Source organism: Luteimonas sp. A482 (assembly GCF_054072655.1).
In genome coordinates, this window is sequence record NZ_JBSVRO010000001.1 from 1,851,720 (window position 1) to 1,873,646 (window position 21,927).

22 protein-coding genes are annotated in these 21,927 nt (G+C 69.8%); 3 read left to right on the forward strand and 19 right to left on the reverse strand.

Annotated elements, in window-relative coordinates:
• Positions 1-11: 11 nt before the first annotated feature.
• Both ACW5DW_RS08255 and orn read right to left on the reverse strand, forming a co-directional pair.
• Complete coding sequence (locus tag ACW5DW_RS08255; protein WP_457018276.1) at positions 12-869, reverse strand: EcsC family protein; 858 nt, start codon at positions 867-869, stop codon at positions 12-14.
• Between the two features lie 54 nt (positions 870-923).
• Entirely contained in the window at positions 924-1,505 is a 582-nt protein-coding gene (orn, locus tag ACW5DW_RS08260) for an oligoribonuclease (RefSeq protein ID WP_457018436.1), read from the reverse strand.
• Positions 1,506-1,569: 64 nt separating this feature from the next.
• Between orn and ACW5DW_RS08265 the strand changes: the two genes are divergently transcribed.
• The gene (locus ACW5DW_RS08265; RefSeq protein ID WP_457018277.1) at positions 1,570-2,049 is read left to right on the forward strand and encodes a DUF2721 domain-containing protein; all 480 of its coding nucleotides are present in this window, start codon (positions 1,570-1,572) and stop codon (positions 2,047-2,049) included.
• A gap of 87 nt (positions 2,050-2,136) precedes the next feature.
• Here ACW5DW_RS08265 and tadA read toward each other — a convergent pair whose 3' ends face one another.
• From tadA to ACW5DW_RS08290, 5 genes are all read right to left on the reverse strand, one after another.
• Entirely contained in the window at positions 2,137-2,694 is a 558-nt protein-coding gene (tadA, locus tag ACW5DW_RS08270; protein WP_457018278.1) for a tRNA adenosine(34) deaminase TadA, read from the reverse strand.
• Positions 2,695-2,708: 14 nt separating this feature from the next.
• Entirely contained in the window at positions 2,709-3,695 is a 987-nt protein-coding gene (locus ACW5DW_RS08275; RefSeq protein WP_457018279.1) for an aldo/keto reductase, read from the reverse strand.
• A gap of 67 nt (positions 3,696-3,762) precedes the next feature.
• Complete coding sequence (guaA, locus tag ACW5DW_RS08280) at positions 3,763-5,328, reverse strand: glutamine-hydrolyzing GMP synthase (protein ID WP_457018280.1); 1,566 nt, start codon at positions 5,326-5,328, stop codon at positions 3,763-3,765.
• Between the two features lie 135 nt (positions 5,329-5,463).
• Complete coding sequence (gene guaB / locus ACW5DW_RS08285) at positions 5,464-6,921, reverse strand: IMP dehydrogenase (RefSeq protein ID WP_457018281.1); 1,458 nt, start codon at positions 6,919-6,921, stop codon at positions 5,464-5,466.
• 164 nt (positions 6,922-7,085) lie between these two features.
• A complete protein-coding gene (locus tag ACW5DW_RS08290; RefSeq protein ID WP_457018282.1) occupies positions 7,086-8,006 on the reverse strand; it encodes a cytochrome c oxidase assembly protein in 921 nt (306 codons plus the stop codon).
• An 81-nt stretch (positions 8,007-8,087) separates the two neighbouring features.
• On the opposite strand from ACW5DW_RS08290, the gene ACW5DW_RS08295 reads away from it, so the two are divergent.
• On the forward strand, positions 8,088-8,603 hold the full coding sequence (locus ACW5DW_RS08295) for a CopD family protein (RefSeq protein WP_457018283.1): 516 nt from the start codon (positions 8,088-8,090) through the stop codon (positions 8,601-8,603).
• On the opposite strand, the gene ACW5DW_RS08300 is transcribed toward ACW5DW_RS08295, so the two are convergent.
• From ACW5DW_RS08300 to folD, 5 genes are all read right to left on the reverse strand, one after another.
• Positions 8,549-9,079 carry a DUF2231 domain-containing protein gene (locus ACW5DW_RS08300; RefSeq protein WP_457018284.1) on the reverse strand — a complete coding sequence of 177 codons (531 nt, stop codon included), beginning with the start codon at positions 9,077-9,079 and terminating at the stop codon, positions 8,549-8,551. The genes ACW5DW_RS08295 and ACW5DW_RS08300 overlap by 55 nt on opposite strands.
• A gap of 8 nt (positions 9,080-9,087) precedes the next feature.
• On the reverse strand, positions 9,088-9,423 hold the full coding sequence (locus ACW5DW_RS08305; protein ID WP_457018285.1) for a hypothetical protein: 336 nt from the start codon (positions 9,421-9,423) through the stop codon (positions 9,088-9,090).
• The gene (gene ctaD / locus ACW5DW_RS08310) at positions 9,420-11,945 is read right to left on the reverse strand and encodes a cytochrome c oxidase subunit I (RefSeq protein WP_457018286.1); all 2,526 of its coding nucleotides are present in this window, start codon (positions 11,943-11,945) and stop codon (positions 9,420-9,422) included. Before ctaD ends, ACW5DW_RS08305 begins: the two co-directional genes overlap by 4 nt.
• Positions 11,942-12,637: a cytochrome c oxidase subunit II gene (coxB, locus tag ACW5DW_RS08315; protein ID WP_457018287.1), complete on the reverse strand. Its 696-nt coding sequence runs from the start codon at positions 12,635-12,637 to the stop codon at positions 11,942-11,944. The genes ctaD and coxB overlap by 4 nt, the downstream gene beginning before the upstream one ends.
• 142 nt (positions 12,638-12,779) lie before the next feature.
• Positions 12,780-13,658 (reverse strand): bifunctional methylenetetrahydrofolate dehydrogenase/methenyltetrahydrofolate cyclohydrolase FolD, encoded by an 879-nt coding sequence (folD, locus tag ACW5DW_RS08320; protein ID WP_457018288.1) that lies wholly within the window; start codon positions 13,656-13,658, stop codon positions 12,780-12,782.
• Positions 13,659-13,729: 71 nt separating this feature from the next.
• On the opposite strand from folD, the gene ACW5DW_RS08325 reads away from it, so the two are divergent.
• On the forward strand, positions 13,730-14,038 hold the full coding sequence (locus ACW5DW_RS08325; protein ID WP_457018289.1) for a DUF1244 domain-containing protein: 309 nt from the start codon (positions 13,730-13,732) through the stop codon (positions 14,036-14,038).
• 33 nt (positions 14,039-14,071) lie between these two features.
• On the opposite strand, the gene ACW5DW_RS08330 is transcribed toward ACW5DW_RS08325, so the two are convergent.
• The 7 genes from ACW5DW_RS08330 to ACW5DW_RS08360 all read right to left on the reverse strand — a co-directional run bounded on the left by ACW5DW_RS08330 (position 14,072) and on the right by ACW5DW_RS08360 (position 21,915).
• Positions 14,072-14,929, reverse strand: coding sequence for a DUF2272 domain-containing protein (locus tag ACW5DW_RS08330; protein WP_457018290.1), 858 nt, complete (start codon positions 14,927-14,929; stop codon positions 14,072-14,074).
• A gap of 197 nt (positions 14,930-15,126) precedes the next feature.
• Entirely contained in the window at positions 15,127-16,254 is a 1,128-nt protein-coding gene (gene moeB, locus ACW5DW_RS08335; RefSeq protein ID WP_457018291.1) for a molybdopterin-synthase adenylyltransferase MoeB, read from the reverse strand.
• A gap of 143 nt (positions 16,255-16,397) precedes the next feature.
• The gene (locus ACW5DW_RS08340) at positions 16,398-17,627 is read right to left on the reverse strand and encodes a molybdopterin molybdotransferase MoeA (RefSeq protein ID WP_457018292.1); all 1,230 of its coding nucleotides are present in this window, start codon (positions 17,625-17,627) and stop codon (positions 16,398-16,400) included.
• A gap of 3 nt (positions 17,628-17,630) precedes the next feature.
• Positions 17,631-18,227, reverse strand: a complete 597-nt coding sequence (gene mobA / locus ACW5DW_RS08345; RefSeq protein WP_457018293.1) for a molybdenum cofactor guanylyltransferase — start codon at positions 18,225-18,227, stop codon at positions 17,631-17,633.
• A 7-nt stretch (positions 18,228-18,234) separates the two neighbouring features.
• Positions 18,235-19,629, reverse strand: coding sequence for a ribosome biogenesis GTPase Der (gene der / locus ACW5DW_RS08350; protein WP_457018294.1), 1,395 nt, complete (start codon positions 19,627-19,629; stop codon positions 18,235-18,237).
• 427 nt (positions 19,630-20,056) lie between these two features.
• Entirely contained in the window at positions 20,057-21,283 is a 1,227-nt protein-coding gene (gene bamB / locus ACW5DW_RS08355; RefSeq protein WP_457018295.1) for an outer membrane protein assembly factor BamB, read from the reverse strand.
• Positions 21,283-21,915 carry a YfgM family protein gene (locus ACW5DW_RS08360; protein WP_457018296.1) on the reverse strand — a complete coding sequence of 211 codons (633 nt, stop codon included), beginning with the start codon at positions 21,913-21,915 and terminating at the stop codon, positions 21,283-21,285. The genes bamB and ACW5DW_RS08360 overlap by 1 nt, the downstream gene beginning before the upstream one ends.
• Between the last annotated feature and the right edge of the window lie 12 nt (positions 21,916-21,927).

Sequence of the window (21,927 nt, forward strand, 5' to 3'; positions counted from 1 at the left end):
GGCACGCATGCTCAACCCGCCCTGCCCCGCGCCAGCCGGTTGTATGCCTCGCGCACGACCGCTTCGCCATAGCGCCGCTCCAGGCGTCGCACGATGAAGTGACCACGGGCTACGTCCTGGTAGTAGTCGGTGAACATGGTGTTGAGCGCGGCGCCCGTCGCAGCGCCGACGATGGGCACGGCCTGTGCCGCGAACTTCTCAGTCACCACGACACCGAAGCGGGCGGCGGCCTTCTCCACCAGTTTCGCCAGCCACTTGCCCGTTTCCTTTGACCCGATCCCGCCGGTCAGCCCCTGCCCCGCCAGGCTGCGTCCCGCCAGTTCCGCGGAAAGGTGGCGCATCACGTCGGCGGTGAAGCCGCGCGCGAGGTAGTAGCCGGTTTCGCTGGCGTCATCCTTGGTCGACTTGCCGCCCAGGGCGAAGACTTCGAGGCAGGACTGGCGAGTGGCCAGGTCGGACAGGTCGAAGCCTTCGCTGCGCGCCACGTCCGCCACCGCGCGCATCATGATTGTTGTCGAAACCGGCAGCTCCACGAACAGCGCGGTGAAGCCGAATGCCCCGCCTATCGCGCCGGTGGTCGCTGCCGCCACCTTGTGCCAGCGCGTGGACGCGACGCGACCGGGGCGGTTGTCCATGCTCGACAGCGCGACCTGCGCTGAACGGTACAGCGCGGCCTCGACCGCGCCATGGATGCGCGCGGAGACCGACGCGGGCAACGCACGCACCGCGAACTCCAGCGGCGCGCCAACCAGATTGGCCATGCGCGCGGTGATGGTTGGCGCTTCCAGGAGCGCTACGGCGCGCAGCAGATCCGCGCGGTCCAGGGTATCGGCGGACAGGCCGCCGGCCGGTTCGATCATCTGTGCCATGGCGAGATGCTAGCGCTCCCGCGCGTGGGCAGGAGCCTTGACGCGCGCCACGGTTCAGGCCGGCGCAGGCTGGCCCGACAGCGGCCCCATGAAGCGCCGGTAGTGGCGCAGTTCATCGATCGAGTCGTGCACGTCGCTCAGCGCGGTATGCGCGGCCGCCTTTTTGACGCCGGACAGCACCTGTGGCGCCCAGCGCCGGGCCAGCTCCTTGAGCGTGCTGACGTCGAGGTTGCGGTAATGGAAGAAGCGTTCCAGCTCCGGCATCTGCCGGTGCAGGAAGCGGCGGTCCTGGCAGATCGAGTTGCCGCACATCGGCGACTGCCGCGGACCCAGCCACTGTTGCAGGAAGGCCAGCGTGCGCTGCTCGGCCTCGGCCATCGCGACGCCCTCCTCCAGCACTCGCCGCCACAGGCCGGACTTGCCGTGCTGGTTGCGGTTCCACTCGTCCATGGCTTCGAGCGCCGAGAGCGGATGCGCGATCGCGAAGGCCGGACCTTCGGCCAGTACCTTGAGTCCAGCGTCGGTGACCACCGTGGCGATCTCGAGGATCGAGTCGCGGTCGGTGTCCAGGCCGGTCATTTCCAGGTCGATCCAGACCAGGTAGCCGTCGCCCTGTGCAGTGTCGTGCGGTGCCATGCGCTCGCGGTGGTTGTCGGGACGCGGCATGATAACCCGCCGCCCCGCCCGCTCCCGAGTCGCCATGCCCTCCAACGCTTCGATGGCCCACTACGCCATCCTCACCGCGATGCTCGCGCCCGCGTTCTTCCTGACCGCAACCGCGGCGCTGCTGGCTTCGGCCAACGCGCGCCTGGCGCGCATCATCGATCGCGCGCGGCAGTTGCTCAAGGACCTAGCCGAGATCGAGGATGCCGGCGAACGCGCCGTACTGGAGCGGCGGATCACGGTGCAACGCCGACGCAGCCAGATCATCCTGCGCGCCAGCCAGTTGCTGTACGTGGCGATCAGCTGCTTCGTGGGCACCAGCCTGCTGGTCGCAGGCGACTCGTTCTTCAACCACCTGTTCGGACCGGGGCCGACGATCATGGCGGTACTGGGCGTGCTGTCGATGTTCGGATCGAGCCTGCTGCTGGCCAGCGAAGCCTCGATGGCGGTGCGGGCTGTCAACGACGAGATGGACGACCGCCACCGTTTCGCAAGCCGGCGCGGCCCGGCCCAGTAGGGGGCTGTTCGCCCCCTGTAGGAGCGGCTTCAGCCGCGAGGGAGCCTTGGCTTCATACGCCCGGTCCGTTCGCGGCTGAAGCCGCTCCTACAGGGGCGGTTCGGGGTGTGGTTCGAGAGGCGATTCGCCCGAAGGATCGAGCGGCGCCTTGCCGCGCTTCGCGCGAAAGTAGTTGCTCAGGCGCCGGCCTGCCTCGTCACCCAGCAGCCCACCCTGCACCGCGATCCGATGGTTGTGGCGCGGGTCTGCGACCAGGTCGAAGACGCTGCCGCAGGCGCCGGTCTTGGGATCGGCGGCACCGTACACCAGGCGCGCGATGCGGGCGTGCACCATCGCCATCGCGCACATCGCGCAAGGCTCAAGGGTCACGTAAAGGGTGGCGCCGACGAGCCGGTGGTTGCCCATCGCGCGTCCAGCCTCGCGCATGGCCACGATTTCCGCATGTGCGGTGGGATCGTGCTCGGCGAGGTTGCGGTTCCAGCCCTCGCCAAGCAGCGCGCCGCCCGGGCCCAGCAGCACGGCGCCGACGGGGATCTCGTCGAACTCGCGTACGGCGCGGTCGGCCAGCGCGAAGGCGTGTCGCATCCAGCGCTCGTCGGTCACCAGCGTTGCGCTGTCGTCAGGCGGGAGAGGCGTGCCGTGCATGGGCTGCCCGCGGCTCACCAGCGCTGGTGCACGTGCGGGCGGATGTGTTCGTCGTAGATCCGCGCGACCGCATCCATCGTCGCCTGCGAAAGCGCAGGCAGATCGGCCGCGGCAATATTGCCCAACGCCTGCTCGCGGTTGCGGGCGCCCGGGATCACGACGCTCACCGCATCGTCCATCAGGATCCAGCGCAGCGCCAGCTGCGCCATCGTCGCGCCTTCGGGCACCAGCGGACGCAGCTCTTCGACCGCGGCAAGGCCGACTTCGTAGGGCACGCCGGAAAACGTCTCGCCGACGTCGAACGCCTCGCCCTGGCGGTTGAACTGGCGATGGTCATCGGCCTCGAAGCGCGTATCGGCGCGGAACTTGCCGCTGAGCAGGCCGCTGGCAAGCGGCACGCGCACGATGACCGCCACGCCGCGCCGCTTGGCCTCGCGGAACAACAGCTGCGCCGGCCGCAGGCGGAACATGTTGTAGATGATCTGCACGCTGGCGACGTTCGGATACTCGATGGCCTTGAGCGCCTCTTCCACGCGCTCGACGCTGACGCCATAGCTGCGCAGCTTGCCGCGCTCGACGAGGCGATCCATCCGCTCGAACAACTCGGCATGGTAGTAGGCGTCGGTCGGCGGACAGTGCAGCTGCACCAGGTCCAGGCAGTCGGTTGCGAGGTTGTGCAGGTTGCGGTCGATCCAGCTCTCGAGATTATTCGCGGTGTAGCCCTCCACCGTCTGGGACGGCAGGCGCCGCCCCACCTTGGTCGCCACGAACGGGCGCTCCCCTCCGCGCTCCTTGAGCACGCGTGCGATCAGTCGTTCGGAATGGCCGTCGCCATACACATCTGCGGTGTCGATGAAATCCAGGCCGGCATCGAGCGCCGCATGCAGCGCGGCCACGGACTCGGCGTCATCGACCTTGCCCCAGGCCGCGCCGATGGCCCAGGCGCCGAAGCCGATTTCACCAACGTTGCGGCCGGTGCGGCCGAAGGGTCTGGAGTGCATCAGGCGATCCTGCTGGATGGACGGAACGCAAGCATAACGCTCCGCCCCGCCCCGGCTTCCAAACCCGCTACTCCCACTCGATCGTCGCCGGCGGCTTGCCGGAGATGTCGTACACCACGCGCGAGATGCCGCGCAGCTCATTGATGATGCGGTTGCTCACCGTGCCGAGGAAGTCGTACGGCAGGTGCGCCCAGTGCGCGGTCATGAAGTCGATGGTCTCCACCGCGCGCAGGGCGATCACCCACTCGTAGGCGCGCGCGTCGCCGACCACGCCCACGGACTTCACCGGCAGGAACACGGCGAACGCCTGCGAGGTCTTGTCATACAGGTCGGCCTTGCGCAGTTCCTCGATGAAGATCGCGTCGGCGCGCGCCAGCAGTTCTGCGTACTCGCGCTTGACCTCGCCCAGGATGCGCACGCCCAGGCCAGGCCCGGGGAACGGGTGGCGGTAGACCATGGTCCGCGGCAGGCCGAGCTCGACGCCCAGGCGCCGCACCTCGTCCTTGAACAGCTCGCGCAGCGGTTCGACCAGGCCCAGCTTCATGTGTTCGGGCAGGCCACCGACGTTGTGGTGGCTCTTGATGACGTGGGCCTTGCCGGTCCCGCTGCCGGCGGACTCGATCACGTCCGGGTAGATCGTGCCCTGCGCCAGCCAGCGCGCGTTCTTCAGCCTGTCGGACTGCTCCTCGAAGATCTCGATGAACAGGTTGCCGATGATCTTGCGCTTGGCTTCCGGGTCGACCACGCCCTCGAGCGCCTTGAAATAGCGGTCGGCGGCGTCGACGCGGATCACCTTGACGCCCATGTGTTCGGCGAACATCGCCATCACCTGGTCGCCTTCCTGCCAGCGCAGCAGGCCGGTGTCGACGAACACGCAGGTCAGCTGCTCGCCGATCGCCTGGTGCAGCAGCGCGGCGACGACGGACGAATCCACGCCACCCGACAAGCCCAGGACCACCTCGTCCGAACCCACCTGTTCGCGCACGCGCGCGATCTGGTCCTCGATGATCTGCGCCGCCGTCCACCGCGTGGTGCAGCCGCAGACATCGGTGACGAAGCGGCGCAGCAGGGTCTGGCCCTGCAGCGTATGCGTGACTTCCGGGTGGAACTGCACGCCGTACCAGCGCCGTTGCTCGTCGGCCATCGCGGCGACCGGGATGCGCGCTGTGCTGGCGGTGACGGTGAAGCCCGGGGGCGCGCGCGAGACGTGGTCGCCGTGGCTCATCCACACGTTCAGGCGCTGCGCGCCCGGATGGTCGGTCAGGCCGGAGAACAAGGCATCGGGATGGACGATGTCGACCTCGGCATGGCCGAACTCGCGCTGGTCGGCTGCTTCGGTCGCACCGCCCAGCTGCGCGGCCAGCGTCTGCATGCCGTAGCAGATGCCCAGGATCGGCAGTCCGCTGTCGAACACTTCCTGCGGCGCCGCCGGCGCACCCGGCAGCGTGGTCGACTCCGGCCCGCCGGACAGGATGATGCCTTTCGCGCCGAACGCAGCGATTTCGGAGGGATCATGATCCCAGGCCCAGATCTCGCAATAGACGCCGATCTCGCGGATGCGGCGTGCGATCAGCTGCGTGTACTGCGCGCCGAAGTCGAGGATCAGGATCTTGTCGGAATGGATGTCGGTCATGGAACCTTCGGACGGCAGCTTCAAGAGTTGGCGCGGCGACCATGGAGAGGGCGCCACGTCCGTGAATGGCCCGGCCCGGCCACCATGGCCGGGCGTTCGGCAGCCCGCGCGGCAGTGCCGCGCAAGCGGGTTGCCTCACCCCATCCGGTAGTTCGGCGGTTCCTTGGTGATCTGCACGTCGTGGACGTGGCTCTCGCGCTGGCCGGCACCGGTGGTCTTGACGAACTGCGGCTTCTTGCGCATCTCGTCGATGGACGCACAGCCGACGTAGCCCATGCTTGCGCGCAGTCCGCCGGCAAGCTGGTGGACCACCCCGCCCAGCGGGCCGCGATACGGCACGCGGCCTTCGATGCCCTCGGGCACGAGCTTGTCGGGGTCGCTCGAGTCCTGGAAATAGCGGTCCTTGCTGCCCTTCTCCATCGCGCCCAGCGAGCCCATGCCGCGGTAACTCTTGTAGCTGCGGCCCTGGAACAGTTCGGCCTCGCCAGGCGATTCCTCGGTGCCGGCGAACAGGCCGCCGATCATGATCGTCGATGCACCGGCCGCCAGCGCCTTGCCCAGGTCGCCCGAGTAGCGGATGCCGCCATCTGCGATCAGCGGGATGCGGTCCTGCAGTGCCTCGGCCACCATCGAGATCGCGGTGATCTGCGGCACGCCCACGCCGGCCACCATGCGCGTGGTGCAGATCGAGCCCGGGCCGATGCCGACCTTGACCGCATCTGCGCCCACGTCCATCAGCGCCAGCGCGGCATCGCCGGTGACGATGTTGCCGCCGATCACCTGCAGCCGCGGGAACTGCTTCTTCACCCAGGCCACGCGGTCGAGCACGCCCTGCGAGTGGCCATGCGCGGTATCGACGATCACCACGTCCACCCCGGCCGCGGCCAGCAGTTCGATGCGGTGTTCGGTGTCGCCGCCCACGCCAACCGCCGCCCCGACCAGCAGTTGCTCGTCCGGGTCATAGGCGGCATTGGGGTTGTCGGACTTCTTCTGGATGTCCTTGACGGTGATCAGCCCACGCAGTTCGAACGCGTCGTTGACCACCAGCACCTTCTCGATGCGGTGCCTGTGCAGCAGGCCGATGACCTCGTCGTCGCTCGCGCCTTCGTGCACGGTGACCAGGCGGTCCTTCTTGGTCATGATGTTGCGCACCGGGTCGTCGAGCTTCTTCTCAAAGCGCATGTCGCGCCCGGTGACGATGCCGACCAGCTGGCCGCCGTCCACCACCGGCACGCCGGAGATGTTGCGGGCGCGAGTCAGCTTGAGCACTTCGCCGATGGTGGTGTCGGGGCTGACCGTGAACGGCTCGCGGATCACGCCGGCCTCGAAGTTCTTGACCTGCTGCACTTCGCTTGCCTGGCGCTCGGCACTCATGTTCTTGTGCACGATGCCGATGCCGCCGAGCTGGGCCATGGCGATGGCCAGGCGCGCCTCGGTGACCGTGTCCATCGCCGCCGAGACCACCGGCAGATTCAGGCGCAGCGAGCGGGTGAGGTTGCTGGCGAGCGAGACGTCCTTGGGCAGGACGATGGAGTGCGCGGGGACGAGGGAAACGTCGTCGTACGTCAGTGCTTCAGCCTGGATGCGGAGCATCGGCAGTCCCGGGATCGGAGGGGAAGCGCGACATTATACCGCGCCGCGACAGGCCCGCGAGTGGTTCTTCGCGCGCGAAAAACCGGAGCGTGCGCGAGGCCCTTCGCCGCAGATCACCCGCCATCAACCCTTGCCTGCCCAGAATGGCCCCGGTGGCTTCCGCGTCAGCTGATCTGCCGCAGCCGTCCGAACTCCCGCGCCAGCAGCCAGATCGCACCAACCAGGTACGGCAGGCACGACGGCACCCACATGATCAGGCCGGCCAGCTGCTGGTCGGCCAGGACTCCCAGGCCGAGCTCGGGCGCACGTTCGGCGTAGTACGGGTACAGGCTGCGCCGCGAGAAGGTCATCAATGCGCCAAGGAAGCCCATCTGCATCATGACCACCACGATGGCGACCGCGCCGGCCAGCGCGCCTCCCGCGGCGTCGTCGCGGATGCGCTGCCACAGCAGGGTCCACAGCCATAGGCCGGCGATCAGGAAGCTGCCGTGCATCAGCCAGTGCACCGCTTCGTTGGCCAGCGCGAGTTCGAGCGCGGCCGGGCTGTGCCAGCCCCACATCACCATCACGTTGGCCAGCGTCGCCGCCGCCAGCGAGCGCAGCGGCGGGATCGCGCAGGCCTGCGCGAGGCGATGCGACAGGCGCGACCAGTCCGGCGGCAGGGCCGCGGCCAGTGTCGCGCGCGGGCGTGCGGCCAGCAGCAGCGGCGGCGCGACCGCAAGCAGCAGCATGTGCTGCGCCATGTGCGCGGCCAGCGACCATTCGCCCAGCGCGTCGAACGGCCAGACGGTCGCAAGCAGCAGCGCCAGCACGCCGCCGCCGAACGCCGCCGCCTCGGCCACGGACACGCCGCGCCCGACATGCCCGCCGCGCCACAGGCGCCAAAGCCCGAGCACGTACAGCGAGGCGAACAGCGCAAGCGGCACAAGCAGCAGCGGCGACAGCGTCCAGGCCGTGGCCAGGCTGGGCACGCCGTGGCCGCTGTCGTGGGCGGCGGCCGGCAGCGGCGACACCGCAACGGCAACCAGTGCGGGCAGCCCTGGCCAAACGGCGGTGCGCGAGCGGCGCCCCCTGCGCCCGGGCACGTCCTGCCCCGGCAAGGAGGATGCCCGTCGCTGCGGAACGACGGATCCGCTGTATCGCCCACACCTCACAGGAGTCGCGCCATGCAGTTCTGGCTGAAGGTCGCGCACATCGCATCCATGTCGGTCTGGTTTACCGGACTGTTCCTGCTCGTGCGACTGTTCGCCGCGCGCCGTCGCGGCGAGCGCGACGGGCGGGCGGACTTCTTCAACCCGGTCGCCAACCGGCTGTTCTTCCGCGTTGCCACGCCGGCCGGCGTGCTCACCATCGCCCTGGGCATGGCCCTGATCCCATGGGTGGCGCCCGGCGCCTGGCTGATCGCCAAACTGGGCCTGGTCGCGCTGGTGGTGCTGGTGCACCTGTGGATGGGCGCGCAACTGCACGCGCTTGGCAAGGGCAAGCGGCGGCGCGGCGGCGTGCTGCCTGCCCTGCTCGGCTGGACGCCACTGTTGCTGCTGCTGGCGATCGCCGCCCTGACCGGCGCCAAGCCGCGCAGCGTGGGCGATCTTCCGCCGCCCGGGGTGCAGGCGGTCGAGGGTCCTGCTCATTCGTCCAGCGCCCGGTCTGCGGAAGACCGGCCGTCCTCGCGCTCGCGATGACCATAGACGCCGATCCCGTGCCCGAAGGTGAGCGTGCCGCCGAGCCAACCCACCACCAGCACCATGCCCGCCGTCGGCGCCGACTGCAGCAGCGCCCACCATCCGGCCGCAGCGGGGTCGGGCCAGCGCAGCCAGACGCCCATCGCCGCCAGCGCCAGCAGCATCACCCCGGCGATGAAATGGCTCCATGCCGACACGTGCCTGCGCGCCACGCGGATCAGGAACATGTCGCAGATGCCCAGCGCGGCTGCGAACAGGCCAGCGACGAGGCCCACGACATTCAGCCACCAGGCGACCTCGGCCCAGAACGTCTCGCCGCTCCACAGGTGGAGTACGTCGGCTGGCAGCAGCAGCGTCAGGCAGGCGATCGGATAGACCACCATGATCGGATGCAGCGGATGGTGCTTGATCGCCACCCGGCTCTCCACCGAGGGGCTGCGCTGTTCCGCAACCGGTTGCCTGAGCGTCTTGCGCATGCCTGTCCTCACTCGCACGGCTGCAGCAGCAGTATCGGCAAGCTGGTGAACGCCATCGCCACCAGGGCCAGCAGCGACAGCATCGCCACCACCTTCGCGGCAAACCTTTTCTCTCCCGACACCTCCGGCGCCAGCAGTTCGCGCCGCGCGTGCAGCCCGATCCACGCCACCGACGCGAACGCGGGCACGGTCGCCAGGCCCATGCCCAGCCACGCGCCCGTCACCGGCCAGCCGCGGCCGCAGGCCAGGCCCTGGATGGAATAGACCGCGACGAAATGCAGGCCCCAGACCACGAACGGGCTCGCGATCCAGCTCAGCCGCCGCTGGCGTCGCGGCGCGCTCACTGCAGCACCGGGAACAGGTGGATGACCGCCCAGCCGATCGCGGCCTGCACGATCGCATAGCGCAGGAACGCATGCGCCACGCGCCATTCCAGCGACCGCGCCGAATCCACCAGCCGCCGCCCCACGCGCGCGGACACCTGCAGGCACAGCAGCGCCGCCACCAGCAGGTGCAGCGCGCAGAAGCCGGCCAGCGTCCAGACCACCGACGCATAGGCATGCGCCTGCGGCGCGCCGGGCGAACCCGACAGCAGCGTGACGTGGATCGCGGCGAACGCGATCGCCGCCACCGCCGCCACAATGGCTGGCACCGCGACGCGGCGGCGACGCCGCAGTCCAGCGCGCAGTGCCGCCGTCGCCGCCGCACCGCCCAGCCACGCGATCGCAAGCAGGGCCAGCGCGGCGTAGTGCATCGTGCCGGGCGCCGCGTCGCCCATCCCCGCGGGCGGCCAGGCGTCGCTGCCCAGCCAGAGGTAGAAGTAGGCAAACACCAGCGAGGCGAACAGCGATCCGACGATGAGCATCGTCACCACGATGGCCCACCATCCCGGCGCGTTGCGGCAGGCGTACTGCGAGGGCAGAACCAGGCCGTTACCCGCGTCCACCGATATCGGGCCGCCGCGCCAGCCGGTGGTCCAGGCCCAGCCGCAGAACAAGGCCAGCAGCGGCACCAAGCAGGCGGCCGCCAGCAGGTACTGGCCGGCGATGAAGCAGGCCAGCAGCACGGTGATCACGCCTGCGCAGGCCAGCGGCAGCCACGACGACCCGGACAGGAACACCACCTGCTCCGGCCGCGCCGAGACCATGCCCGTGCCCAGCAGCTCGCGTCGTCCGCGCGCGGGATCGCCCAGCAGCCCGTCGGTCCGGTTGACCCGCTCGGCCAGCCCGCGGTCGCGCCACAGCGGATACGCATCGTCCACGCTCGGCATCGAGGCGAAGTTGTAGTTGGGCACCGGCACCGGCACCGCCCACTCCAGGGTGCCCGCGCGCCAGGGGTTGGCGCGCGCGCGGCGACCGTGCAGGAAGCACAGCCCCGCATCGACCAGGATCGCGACGATACCGACGGCGAGTACGAAGCTGGCGGCGGTGGACAGCAGGTTGATCCACTCCACCCCCAGCGCCGGCGAATACGTGTACACCCGCCGCGGCATGCCGAGCAGCCCGGTCAGGTGCATCGGCACAAAGGTCAGGTGGAAGCCGATGATCACCAGCCAGAACGCCATCCGGCCGAGGCTCTCCGACGGCATCCGCCCGCTCGCCAGCGGCAGCCAGTAATACAGCCCCGCGAACAGCGGGAACATCATTCCGCCGATCAGCACGTAGTGCAGGTGCGCCACGACGAAATGCGTGTCGTGCGCCTGCCAGTCGAACGGCACGAAGGCCAGCATCACCCCGGTCAGGCCGCCCAGCACGAACACCACGAAGAAGCCCAGGATGTGCAGCATCGGCAGGCGCAGCCACGGCCGCCCCGCCCACAGCGTGGCGATCCAGGCGAAGACCTGGATCGACGTCGGGATCGCCACCGCCATGCTGGCCGCGCTGAAGAACGCCAGCGCCAGCAGCGGGATGCCGACCGCGAACATGTGGTGCACCCACAGCCCGAAGCTGAGAAAGCCCGTGGACACCAGCGCGAGCACGATCCAGGCATAGCCCACGATCGGCCGCCGCGCGAAGGTGGGCACCAGCATCGACACCACGCCCGCGGCCGGCAGGAAGATGATGTAGACCTCGGGATGGCCGAACAGCCAGAACAGGTGTTGCCACAGCAGTGGATCCCCACCCAGTGCCGGGTCGAAGAACACGAAGCCAAACGCACGCTGCAGCTCCAGCAGGATGCTGGCCAGGATCAACGGGGGGAAGCCAAGCGCGATCATGAAAGCCATCACCAGGATCGCCCAGGCGAACAGCGGCATGCGGCGGATGTCCATGCCGGGCGCGCGGGTGAGCAGGATCGCCACGATCAGCTCCACTGCCGCGGTCACCGCCGCGATCTCGGCGAAGGTCACGCCGATCAGCCAGAAGTCCGGGCCCTTGCCCGGAGAGAACTTGGCATCGGTGAGCGGCACGTACATGAACCAGCCACCGTCGGGCGCCGCGTCGAACAGCAGGCTCGAATACAGGAACAAGCCGCCGAACAGGTAGCACCACCAGCCGAACGCACTCAGCCGTGGAAACGGCAGGTCGCGCGCGCCCAGCATCTTGGGCAGCAGGTACATCGCGAAGCCTTCCATGATCGGCACCGCGAACAGGAACATCATCGTCGTGCCGTGCAGGGTCACGAACTGGTTGTAGCGCTCGGGATCGAGCACGTCGGCATCGAACCAGGCCAGCTGCAGGCGGATGAACATCGACAGCAGTCCGCCGACCAGCATGAAAGCGAAGCCGGTGACGATGAAGCGCATCGCGATGGTGCCGTGGTTGACGGCGGTCAGCTGCCCGCGCAGGCCCGGCCCGTTGCTCCAGATCCTGCGCAGCGCCTCGAGCCGTTGCGCGTGCCCGTCCGCCTGTTCCACGGCCGCGCTCACTGCCGCGCGCCCGCGGTGTCATCGATCGAGTTGTCCAGCAACCAGCGTGCGTAGTCGTCCGGCGCCAGCACCGTCACCTCGAACGCCATCAGCGCATGCTCCAGGCCGCAGAACTCCGCGCACTGGCCGCGCATCGGGCCAGCCTGGTCGGCGCGCAGGCGCAGCATGTTGGTGCGGCCCGGGATCGCGTCGATCTTGCCGCCCAGGCGCGGGACCCAGAAGCTGTGGATGACATCGCTGCTGTCGACGCGGAACTCCACCATCTCGCCTAGCGGCATGGCGAGATGATCGATCGAAGCGGCAAGCGCAGTGCCATCGGCGTCGAGGTATTCGAACTCCCACTGCCACTGGCGCGCGGTGACCTGCACCACATGCCCAATCTGCGCGCTCTCGCCGGTGATGCGGTCACTGGCCAGTGTGCCGTAGACCAGCAGCGCCGACAGCAGTGAGATGGGCAGCACCACGCCGCCGGCAATGATCAAACGCCTGCCGGACGTCGTGGCAAGCCTGCGACCGCGGCGCATGGCCAACGTGGCCAGCACGAGGACCATGATCCAGGCGGCAAGCGCGCCTGCCGCCATCAGCCACCAGCTGGTGGCAATCGCGCCGGCGGCCGGCCCCGCCGGATCGAGCGCGGACTGTGGACCGGCGCAGGCGGACGCGAGCGCCGCCACACATGCTGCGCAGGCCATCCAGCCGATTGCACGTCGATAACGCTCGATGACCCCTCCCTCCCGGGGCGGCAAGCGCGCGGCCCGTGCACAGGAAAAGTCAGTCTGCCCAGCGCGCCGTGAACTCCCTGCGAGCCTGCTCGCCGCCGGACAGGCGCAACGATCAGCCGCAGAGCGCTTGGCTCGCTTCCGCGGCCTCGGTGGCCTCGATCGTGTTCTGCATCAGCGTGGCCACGGTCATCGGGCCGACGCCGCCGGGTACCGGCGTGATCCAGCTCGCGCGCTGCGCGGCCGGCGCGAATTCAACATCGCCGGTAAGGCGGCCATCGTCGAGGCGGTTGATGCCCACGTCGATCACCACCGCGCCCGGCTTCACCCACTCGCCCGGGATCAGACCCGGCCGGCCCACCGCCACCACCAGGATATCGGCCTCGCCCACGTGCCGCTGCAGTTCGTTGCGCGGGGTGAACTTGTGACAGCTGGTGACCGTGCAGCCGGCGATCAGCAGCTCCAGCGCCATCGGCCGGCCGACGTGGTTGCTCACGCCGACGATGGTCGCGCTGCGCCCGCGCACGGGCTGGTCGGTGTAGGCCAGCAGCGTGGTGATGCCGCGCGGCGTGCAGGGACGCAGGCCGAACTGGCGTAGCGCCAGGTGGCCGACGTTCTCGGGGTGGAAGCCGTCCACGTCCTTGCGCGGGTCGATGCGATGGATCAGGCGCGTCGCATCGGCGATGCCCGGCAGCGGCAGCTGCACGAGGATGCCGTGCACGGCCGGATCGGCGTTGAGCCGGTCGATCAGGTCCAGCAGTTCGGTTTCGCTGGTGCCGGCGGGAAGATCGTAGTCGAGGGCGCGGATGCCGACCTTCTCGGCCGCCCGGCGCTTGTTGCGCACGTAGGACTGCGAGGCCGGATCGCCGCCGACCAGCACCACGGCCAGCCCCGGACGCGGCAGGTTGGCTGCCACGCGCGCGTCGACGCGCAAGCGCAGTTCGTCGAGCAGTGAATCGGCGATGCGCTTGCCATCGAGGATGCGTGCGGTCATGCCGTCATGGAGGCCGGAAACGGGAACGCGTATTGTCTCACGTCATCCCCGCACGCCGCCAAGGAGCGCCCATGCAGCCCAGCACCGACGACACCGTCCATATCGAGGCCGCCGTCTTCCGCCGCCTGCGCGAGCACCTGCTGCAGCAGCGGCCGGACGTGCAGAACATCGACCTGATGATCCTTGCCGGCTTCTGCCGCAACTGCCTGGCCGACTGGTATCGCGATGCGGCGCAGGCGCGCGGGATCGAGATGGACAAGGACGAGGCGCGCGCCACCGTGTACGGCGAGCCCTTCGCGCAATGGAAGGCGCGACACCAGCGCGAAGCGACCCCCGCACAGCTGGCCGCCTTCGAAGCCGCGCGCCAGCGCCACGGCTGACCCGCCGCAACGGCGTCGGCGCGGCGCGACAGCTTATTCCTGCGCCGGACTGGCGGGCACCGGCGCTGGCGGCGCCGCGACCGGTTCAGGACCGACCCGCAGCCCGGCGAGCTCGCCTGCCGGACGCAGTTGCAGGAGCACCGACCAGTCCTGGCGGTTGAGGTCGCAGACGTGGCGGCTCTCGGGCGTGCACTCCGGATCGGCGGCGGTGCGCATGGGCAGCGCGGCGAAGCGCCCGCCGGGGCTCAGCGGCAGTTCGCGCATGGCGACGGTGTCCAACACATTACCGCCGACCAGGTGGGCGTACTGCACGCGCTCGCGGATGGACGTGCCGACCACGATGTCGCAGTGCATGCCCAGGCCCGGCTCGTTGCCGCTGAGCACGTTGGCCAGTTCGCCGAACCCGTACATGCGGGAGCCGCCGCGCACGCTGCACAGCATGTCGCCCACCGCGACCTTGCCCGACTCCGGGTTCGACACGCGGTAGGGGCTGAGGAAGGGTTCGCGGTAGGCGCGCCGTACGTAGCCCAGGTGGCTCGCGGATCCACCGAAGCCCGGCAGTCCCGCGCGCTGCATCACCCAGGACACGAACGCGGCCGACCACGGCGTGTCCAAGACGAAGGTCCGGCACGACGGCTCGGGCACGTCGCCATAGGCGCAATCGCCGGCGCCTGCCTGCCACAGCAGCCCGCTGCCGCGCCAGTACTCGATCACCCGCTGCCAGGCCGGCTGCCCGTTCGCCAGCCGCGTGCGCTGGGCCTCGCGCACGCTCACCACGCCCACCCGTCCATCGGTCTCGATGAAAGGCCGGTACCAGATTCGGTGCTCTTCGCAGGCCGCGGCGGCGATCCGGCCAGGCACGTCGTCCGCGGCCGGCGTGGCCAGGCGCATGCAGGGATCCGAGGCCTGCGCCGGTAAGGACGGCAGCCCGCACAGCAGCAACAGCAGTAAGGCGATTCGCGGCAAGAGGTCACCTGCACCTGGTAGAAAGGCGCCGTCCGGACCGATCGCATACTCCCCACTGGTCCCCGCGGCGCCACCGACGCTAGCACAGGGTTGTGCAGGCGGCGTCGCCGTGCCGCTTCGGCTCAGCCAGCGCAGAATGCCGCGTAGTCGATATAACCGGGGAAGGTCGCGCCCGGCGCGCACAGCGGGCAGTCCGGATCGGGCGCAAGCCGGGTTTCGCGGAAGCGCATCGACAGCGCATCGAAATGCAGCAGTCGCCCGCTCAGCGGCTCGCCGATATGCAGCAGCAGCTTGAGCGCCTCGGTCGCCTGCAGCATGCCGATCACGCCCGGCAGCACGCCAAGCACGCCGACCTCGCTGCAGTTGGGCGCGGACCCGGCGGGCGGCGGCTCCGGGAACAGGCAGCGATAGCAGGGCATGCGGCCCCGCTCGCGCCCTGCATCGAACACGCTCACCTGGCCCTCGAAGCGGTGCACGGCGCCGTACACCAGAGGCTTGCGCAGGTGCACGCAGGCGTCATTGAGCAGGTAGCGCACGGGGAAGTTGTCGCCGCCGTCGACCACCACATCGGCCTCGCCAATCAGCTGCTCGACGTTGGCCGAGTCCAGCCGCGCGACCATCGGCTCGATCGATATCCGCGGGTTGAGCGCGGACAGCCGCGTCTGCGCCGACTCGACCTTGGCCACGCCGATGTCGGCATCGGTGTGCAGGATCTGGCGCTGCAGGTTGCTGCGGTCGACCACGTCGTCATCGATCAGGCGCAGTTGCCCCACCCCGGCTGCGGCCAGGTAGAAGGCCGCCGGCGAGCCCAGGCCGCCCGCACCGACCACGACGACGTTGGCCGCCTCGAGCCTGCGCTGGCCGCGGGCGCCGATCTCCGGTAGCCGCAGGTGGCGCGAGTAGCGTTCGTGGAAGTCCTGGTCGACCGTGCCCGCGGGCCGCGTCAGCGGAAACCCTTCGGCCTGCCACATCAGGGTGCCGCCGCGCACCGAGAACACGCGCTGGTAGCCGCGGCGCAGCAGTTGTTCGGCAGCCAGCATCGAGCGCCCGCCGGTCTGGCAGATCAGCACGATCTCGGCGTCCGGCCCGGGCAGGTACTGGTGGGGCGCGGCTTCCAGTTCGTCGCGCGCGACGCCCAATGCGCCCTGGGCCATGCCCAGCTCGCGCTCGTGATCGTCGCGCACGTCCACCAGCACGGCGCCCTGGGCGAGCCGGTAGCTGGCGTCGCGTGGGGTGATCTCCTTGGCCATGGGTCGATTATCGCCCCGGGAAGGCTGGAGTGGCCGCATGGTGCGGATCGCTGCGTTCAGGGACGAGGCGCCGACGCCCCCACCCCTCCCCTCCCCCGCAAGCGGATGAGGGAGAAAGCGACCGCGCCGGCCCATCAAAGGCCTCAGTAAAGCAGCACCTCGACGACGCTGCCGGCGGCGTACTCGCGCTCGCCTTCTTCCAGCACCATCAGCGCGTCGGCATCGGCGGCCGCGCGCATGCGATGGGAGCCATCGGCCGGGTCCGGCTCGATCAGCAGAACGCCATCCTCACCGCTCAGCAACCGCCCGCGCAGGAATTCCCGACGCTCGTGGCGCTTGCACCATGGCGAGGACAGCCGCGCACGCCAGGACTTGCGCGGCGCCCTGCCCTGCAGCCCGTCCAGCAGCGGCCGCGCAAGCGCCAGGCAAGTGGCCAGCACCGACACCGGGTTGCCCGGCAGGCACAGGAACAGCGCCGGCCCGAGCGTGCCGCCGTCGGCGAACAGCGCCGGCATGCCGGGCCGCATCCGCAGCTTCCAGAAATGCACGCTGCCGCGCCGCTGCAGCAGCGCCGGAAGCAGGTCCTTTTCGCCGGCCGACACGCCGCCGCAGGTCAGCACCACGTCGAAGGCTTCGCCGGCATGGCGCAGGGCCGATTCGATCGCGGCGCCATCGTCGGGCAAGGTCGGCCAGGCCACCGGCTCCAGGCCCTCGGCGCGCAGCAGACCCATCAACAGTTCGCGGTTGGAGTTGTAGACCTGGCCATGCGCCAGCGGCATGCCGGGTTCGACCAGTTCGTCGCCGGTGGAAAACACCGCGACGGTCGGCCGCCGCGCGACCTCGAGCGAATCGATGCCCTGCGCAGCCAGCAGCGCGACGCGGGCCGGGCCGAGCACCTCGCCAGCCAAGGCCAGCAGGTCGCCTGCAACCACATCCTCGCCGCGGCGCCGCACGTTGCGACCAGCCGCGACCGGCCCAAGGATGCGCACGCAATCCCCTTCGACGACCGCACGCTCTTTCATCACCACCGTGTCCGCGCCCGGCGGCAGCGGCGCTCCCGTGGTGATCCGCGCGCACTCGCCGGGCCCGACTTCGACCACCGTAGCCGGACCTGCGAACTGTTCGCCACGCAGGGTGAGGATGGTTTCGCCGTCGGCGGCCAGGTCGGCGTGGCGCAGCGCAAAGCCGTCCATCGCCGAATTGTCGAAGGCCGGCATCGCCATCGAGGCGACCACATCGCCTGCCAGCACGCGTCCATGTGCCCGCGCGATGGCGACCCGCTCGTTCGGCATGCGGCGCTGTTCTGCAATGCGCGCGATGATCGCGCGCGCCTCGGCGTAGCTGATGTGGCTGGGAAAGTCGTGGTTGGCCATGCTTCAGTGCGTGTCGATGCCGGCCGCGCGCAGGTCGTCGGGCGTGTTGAGGTTGCCGAAGCGTACCCCCGCGAAGTGGACCACGGCCATGTCCAGCCGCAGCTGCAGCGCCTGCACGGCGAGCGTGCCGCCGCGCAGCGCCGCGCTGGCAGCGTCCCGCAACGCGTCCACGCGCCAGAGTGCGACCAGCGGCTGCAGGCCCGATTCGTCCTGTGCACGGGCGCCATTGGCGGCAGCGGCGGAAACCAGCGTGCGCAGCAGGCAGTCGTTGGCATCGACCAGGTCGACCGGAAGGGTCAGCAGCCACGGCGTGCGGCAGGCAGCAGCCAGCGCATCGAGGCCGCCCAGCGGGCCCGCGTCTTCGATGCGATCGGGAACGGCCTCGATCCCGGCCTGCGCGTAGCGCGGCAGTTCACGGTTCGCGCTCACCAGCACAGCCCCGGTTTCCGCGCCAAACCGCTGCGCCAGGCGCACGACCTGTGCGACGCCCTCGCGCTGCAGCCAGGCCTTGTCGCGGCCGCCCAGGCGCGTGGCGCGCCCGCCGGCCAGGATGCCCAGGGTGATGTGCTCCCGCGCGATGGCGTCGGGCCGGACGGTCACGCCAGGCCTACCTGCCGCGCTTGACGTGGCGGATCAGGCGCTTCCTCTTCGCCACCTGGCGCACGCTGAGCACGTTTTTCTTGTCCTTGTACGGGTTGTCGCCTTCCTTGAACACGAAGCGCACCGGCGTGCCGACCAGCTTGAAGCGCTTGCGGAAGAAGTTCTCCAGGTAGCGCGAGTACGTCGCCGGCAGCGACTTCAGGCGCGAGCCGTGGACGATGAAGGTCGGCGGGTTCTCGCCGCCCGGGTGCGCGAATCGCAGCTTCGGCGCGTGCCCGCGCACCACCGGCGGCGGACTGGCCTCGTAGGCGATCTCGAGCGCGCGGGTGACCTCGGAAGTGCTGAACTGACGCGTGGCCGAGGCATGGGCGCGGTGGATCGCGCCGAACAGCTCGCGCAGGCCCGAGCCATGCTTGGCGCTGATGCGCACCGCCTCGGCCCAGGACACGAAGGTAAGCTTGCGCGACAGCAGCGATTCGGTCTGCTCGCGCTGGTAGGTGCTGAGCCCGTCCCACTTGTTGACCGCGACCACCAGCGCGCGACCGGCGTCGAGTACCGCGCCGAGCACGGCCGCGTCCTGGTCGGTCACGCCTTCGACGGCGTCGATCATGATCACCGCGACCTGGCATTCCTCGATCGCCTGCAGGGTCTTGATGATCGAAAACTTCTCGATCACCTCCTCGACCCTGCCCTTGCGGCGCAGGCCGGCGGTATCGATCAGGCGATAGCTGCGACCGTCGCGCTCCAGGTCGACCGAGATCGAATCGCGCGTCGTGCCCGGCACGTCGGACGCGATCATGCGCTCCTCGCCGAGGATGCGGTTGACCAGGGTCGACTTGCCCACGTTGGGCCGTCCGACGAAGGCCACGCGCACGCGGCCCGCGTCTTCGTCTGGTTCTTCGCGATCAGCCGGCAGGCGCTCGAGCACCGTATCGAGCAGTTCGTCGATGCCCTGGCGATGCGCGGACGACACCGCAAAGCTGTCGGCAAAACCGAAGCGCGCGAACTCGGCCAGCGCGGCGCGCGCGTCCAGGCCATCGGTCTTGTTGACCACCAGCAGCACCGGGCGCGCGGTCTTGCGCAGCCACTGCAGGATCTCGTCGTCCAGCGCGGACGCGCCTTCGCGGCCGTCCACCACGAACAGCACCAGGTCGGCCTCGGCGGCGGCGGCACGCGCCTGGCGGGCCGTCGCGCCGGCAAGGCCTTCCTCTTCACCGGCAATGCCGCCGGTGTCGATGACCACGAACGGCCGCGCATCGTCCAGGCGGCAGACGCCGTAATGACGGTCGCGGGTGACGCCGGGCTGGTCATGCACCAGCGCGTCACGGGTGCGCGTCAAGGCATTGAACAGCGTCGACTTGCCGACATTGGGGCGGCCCACGAGGGCGACGGAGGAGAGCATGTTGAGCCGTTCAGGAGGAGCGAATGGAAAGCCGGGGATGCCGCAGCGCAGCGCGCGCCGCCATGGGCCAGCCTGCTGTGCGCCCACTGCGAGGGCGACCGGACTGCAAAGCGTAACCTGCCCACGCCCCCGGCGCAGCGCCGGTGCGGGCCGGCTGGATCGTTGGATGCCGCTGCGACTCCAGCCGCGACAGCGATTCGACCTGGCCAGGCGCCTGTCGCCGCCCGAAGCTGCCACCGGTCGGCCGACCGCCCGGTGCCCTGCAGACAGCGGCTTCAGCCGTGATCAGACCTTCCGATCGCGCCTGAAGGCGCTCCAGTCGGCGCCGGGTATGGGGATACCCCGGGTTGTAGATGCAACTCCAGCCGCGCGCGGGACCTGCCGTGACGGCAACCCGCCGCGCGTCAGGGTCTCCGCCCGCCCCGAATCAATCGATCCGCCAGGCCGTCAGGTCGCCCTTCACGTTCTGCACCACCAGGATGCCGTCAGACACCACGGGCGCGCCCTTGATGGCTGCGCGACCGGCGCGTTCACGGGCGGCGAAGTCGCCGCTGTCCAGGCGCAGCCAGTGCAGGTAGCCGTCCAGATCGCCGACCACCGCGTAGTCGCCGTGCACCGCCACGCCGCCCACGTTGCGTCGCGCCAGGCCACCCTGTTCCCAGGCCGGATTGCCGGAGCTGCGGTCCAGGCCCCAGACGGTGCCGTTGCGGTCGGACACCAGCACCTTGTCGACCGACAGGCCGGGTTGCGACGAGCCGCCGCGATCGCTGACCCAGATCGGACGGCCGCTGGGCGCGTCGATGGCCATGGTCGACTGTTTGTAGCTGCTGGCATACAGCACGGTGCCATCGAGCACCGGCGAGCCGTCGATGTCGGCCATGCGGTCGAGCTCGGTGCGGCCATCGGGCTGCGCGATCGGCAGGTCCCACACCTGGCGGCCGTCGGACAGCGACAGCGCGGCCAGGGTACCGTCGTCGTTGCCGATGAATACGAAGCCCGGGCCGAGCACCGGGCCGTCGTTGCCGCGCACCGTCAGCGACGGCAGTTCGCGCGTCCAGAACCAGCGGCGCTCGCCGCTGGCTGCGTCGAATGCGCTCAGCCGGCCGTCGTTGGAGCGCACGAACACCATCCCCTGCCCGATCACGGGCGCGGCGATCACTTCGTTGGGCACCTTGGCCTGCCAGCGCTCGGCGCCGGTGGCTGCGTCCAGCGCCACCACTTCGCCGTCGAGGCTGCCGACCACGACCAGGCCATCGCCGGCGCCGGGGCCACCGCTCAGGCGCAGATCCGAATCGTGATGCCAGACGGAGGCCCCGCTCTGCAGGTCGAACGCGCGCACGCCGCCACGCACCGCCGCGGCATACACGCGGCCGTCGGCGATGACCGGGCCCTGGCCCACGCCGAGCTGGTCCTCGCCCTTGCCGGCGCTGGCCGACCACAGGCGCGATGCACTTGCCGAAGGCGTGAACTCGACCAGTTCGGCCGGCTCGGCCGCGCGCTTGGCGCGCGCCTTCTCGCCGTCGCCGCCAAACCAGCCCTTGATGGTGCCGCAGCCGGCGAGCATGACGACACAGGCGACCACGGCGAACGTGCGGCCACCGCGCGACCACGCGCCCGGTTGCGCGAGCGCTGGCGAATTGTGTTCCGGCTTCATCAGGATGGAGTCCCAGTCGTTTCCGGCGAGCCGCCGGTCTGCGTCAATTTCAGTTCAAGCAGCCTGCGCTGCGGCGCGGCCGGATCCAGCTTGCGCAATGCCTGTTCGTAATCCTGGCGGGCCTGGTCGACCTCGCCCTTGGCATGCCGTGCGTCGCCGCGGGTTTCGAGCGCGGCCGGGTCTTCGGCATCGGCCAGCAGGGCCAGCGCTTCGTCGGCCTTGTCCGCATCGATCAGCAGGCGCGCAAGGCGATGTTCGATCACTGCGGCCAGAGCCGGTTCCTCACTGCCGGCGGCACGCAGGGTCGCGATCGCCTCTTCCTGCTCGCCGGCTTCGACCTGGGCCTTGGCCAGGTCCAGAGCGACCAGCGGCGCGTAGGCGGTGCCGGCCAGTGCAGCGGAGAGTTCCTTGGCCTTGTCGCGATCGCCTGCCTTGAGGGTTTCGACCACGCTGCTGTAGGACTCGCCCAGGGCCACGCGCTTGTCGTGGGCCTCCTGGATCCACCAGCGGCCGCCCCAGATCAGGGCCAGGCCGAGCGCGAGGCCACCAAGCAGGCCCAAGCTGTTCTGCTTGAGCCAGCTGCGGACTCGTTCGCCTTGTTCGTGCTCGTCGAGCAGTTCATCCAACGCCATCGTGTGCTGCCA